Source organism: Taylorella asinigenitalis ATCC 700933 (genome assembly GCF_000687755.1).
Classification (GTDB): domain Bacteria; phylum Pseudomonadota; class Gammaproteobacteria; order Burkholderiales; family Burkholderiaceae_B; genus Taylorella; species Taylorella asinigenitalis.
On sequence record NZ_JHXN01000028.1, the window covers coordinates 1 to 2639 of the forward strand.

A 2639-nucleotide genomic window follows, 5' to 3' on the forward strand; every position below is an offset into this window, starting at 1 on the left:
CAGCCAAGTGGCCGACGGCAGCAACAAGACCGGCACCACCTTCGGCAAGTACGACTGGAAGTACAACTCGCTGAATGGCGTGAAGTGGGAAGGGACGATGACCAGCCACACCCTGCGTTGCCAGCGCGGTACCAACGTGACGATGGATCAGGGCGGCAACGGCACCCTGAAGAACGGCAGCAACACCCTGAACTACACCTACAAGAGCAGCATCGCCAAGAAGGAAACGGCTGACGGCGACATCTGGACCCCCACCGTGTCCGTGGACATCCCCGCGCAGCAGTGGACCAGCCCCGTGGGCGTCTACAAAGACACCGTCTCGATGGACATCAGCTGGAACTGAGCCGGTCTGCGTGAGCCTGCTTCAGGCCCCCGGTCTTCAGGGCCGGGGGATCTGCTTATCGGGCGCCCGCCAAGGTTCGGCTGAGATAATCTGAAGGGAGGCGACAGGATGCGGTGGATGGGTGCAGCGGCGTTAACACCAGCGATATTGGCTCTGCTCGGCAGTGCTCAGGCGACTTGCAGGCTGGAACGTGCGGCCCCTCAGGTGCCGGCGCCGGCCTACAGCGCCCTGGCACCGCTGCGCGCCGCGCTGACCGTTCAGGTCGGGTGTGAAACGCCCAACGACGAATTTCAACTTTTTCTGTCCGGCGTGCAGGATGCTGGGCAGGCCAGCCCGGTGCTGACCGTTCCTTTTAAGCAGGGCTCGGCCCTTTTGCGGGCTACTCTTTCCGGAAACCTAAACCAGTTGCGCGGCCAAGTGCTGCGCGGCAGTCAGAATCTGACTTTTCCCCTCGACTTCGCGTCCGACCAGTGGATTGAGATCGGCACCTATCAGGCGCAGCTCAGTCTGGTGCTGCTCAATCAGCCCTGACCTCTTCAGGACCTTCCCTCAAGCTCAAGGAAACCGAATCCATGTCCTATCTTCCGTATCTGCGCCGGCTGCTGCTGGGAAGCGCGCTCGCTGTGACCGGGAGCGCTCTGGCCCAGACGTTCGGCTTTGCCCCGACCGTCATCCAGATCAATTCTGAACAGACCCTCAACTCGCAGACCACGGTGTACAACCTCGGCAGTGCCCCGGCCCGCTTCACCGTCACGCCCAAGGTGTGGAGTCTGCAAGGCGGTCAGACGGTGCTGGAAGACACCCGCGACATCATCGTGAACCCCACCGAGTTCACCATTCCGCCCGGCGGCCAGCAGATTATCCGCATGGGTCTGCGCAAGAAGCCGGGGGCCGACGAACTGACCTACCGCTTGCAGGTGCGCCAGCAGGAGCTACCGAACAGCGACGACGCGAGCGTGCCCAATGTCGGCGGCACCGGCACCAGCCTGAACTTGGTGCTGTCGTTCTCGCTGCCGGTCTACATTGCGCCCAGCAGCGCGGCGGCCAAAATCAGCTACGCCGTGACCCGTGACACCGGCGACCTGCTGCTGAAGATGACCAACGCCGGCAATCGCCACGAGACGTACAACAATTTCGTGGCCGAGCGCGGCGGGCGGCAGGCGACCCTGAATTCCTGGGCGGTCCTGAAAGACTCGGACGTGACTGTGCGGCTCTCCGACCTGGGATCGGCGACCGGGCCGTTGACCCTGTCGTTTACCAATGCCCGGGGGGAAAAGGTGCATGAAACGCTGGCGCTGCCCTGAGCGGCCTCGGCGCCTTGCGCTGACGCTGGCCCTGGGGCTGGGTGCAGGCCTGGGCGGAGCGCGGGCGGCCACCTGCGACCTGCCGGAGCAGCTGCTGTCGGTGTCGGTCAACGGGAGCAGCCGGGGGGTGCAGGTGCTGCGGCTGCGCCAGGACGACGCCGGCGAGGTGCAGGTGCTGCTGCCCGAGGACCTGCTGCGCCCCAGCGAACAGGCCCTGCTGGGCGAGCGGCTGACGTGTGACGGTCAGCCGCTTTTTGCGCCGGCCCCCGGCGTGCGCGTGCGCTTCAATCCCGGCGAGCAGCAGCTCAGCCTGAGTTTGCCGGCGCGTCAACTCGGCGGGCACGACCTGGACCTCGACCGGCTGCGGGCCCAGAGTGAGCTGCCCGCACAGCCTTCCTGGGGTGTGGCGTTCGGTGGCAATCTGAACACCGAAGCGCCGCAGTGGAACGGCTTTTCAGTGCGGGCGGCCCAGGCCTATCTGGGCGTCGGCGGCGTGACCCGGCAGTTCAGTGTCTACGGCGACATGTTCGTGGGGCGCGACTCTCAGGGGGCCTGGCGCTCCGAGCCACGCGCCGTGCTGCGTTACGCGCTGGGGCCTGGGGCGGTGGTCAGCGCCGTCTGGAACGCCGACCCCGGCCTGAACACCCCCGAATTCAACGAAACCGATTTCCGGGGCCTGAGCATCGAAGGCCAGGCCGGGTTCCGCCGCCGCGCCCCCGAGTGGGTGCTTGATTTGCCGCTCGACGCCGAAGTGACCGTGCTCCTCGACGGCGTGCCGGTCACGACCCGGAGTGTGTCGGCGGGCAGTCTGAATATCCGCAACGTGTGGATCGACAAGGTCGGGACACATACCCTCAAGGCCGTCATCAGCGACGACAACGGCGTGCGCGACGAAGTACTCGACCTCACCCAGGAAACCTTCGGGCTGCCCCGCGGCGCCCTGGTGTACGCGGCGCGGGCCGGCACCCAGCGCGGGCAGTGGCTGGTGTCTG

4 protein-coding genes are annotated in these 2639 nt (G+C 66.0%); all 4 read left to right on the forward strand.

Annotated features, from left to right (window positions below; all coding sequences use genetic code 11):
- A partial coding sequence (locus T432_RS08905) for a Csu type fimbrial protein (protein WP_044971285.1) occupies nt 1-343 on the forward strand: 343 nt, incomplete at its 5' end.
- Between the two features lie 117 nt (nt 344-460).
- Nucleotides 461-874, forward strand: coding sequence for a hypothetical protein (locus T432_RS08910; protein ID WP_162177799.1), 414 nt, complete (start codon nt 461-463; stop codon nt 872-874).
- Between the two features lie 41 nt (nt 875-915).
- Nucleotides 916-1647, forward strand: coding sequence for a fimbrial biogenesis chaperone (locus T432_RS08915; RefSeq protein WP_010884054.1), 732 nt, complete (start codon nt 916-918; stop codon nt 1645-1647).
- On the forward strand, nt 1625-2639 hold a 1015-nt coding region (locus T432_RS08920), incomplete at its 3' end, for a hypothetical protein (protein ID WP_044971288.1). The genes T432_RS08915 and T432_RS08920, both read left to right, overlap by 23 nt.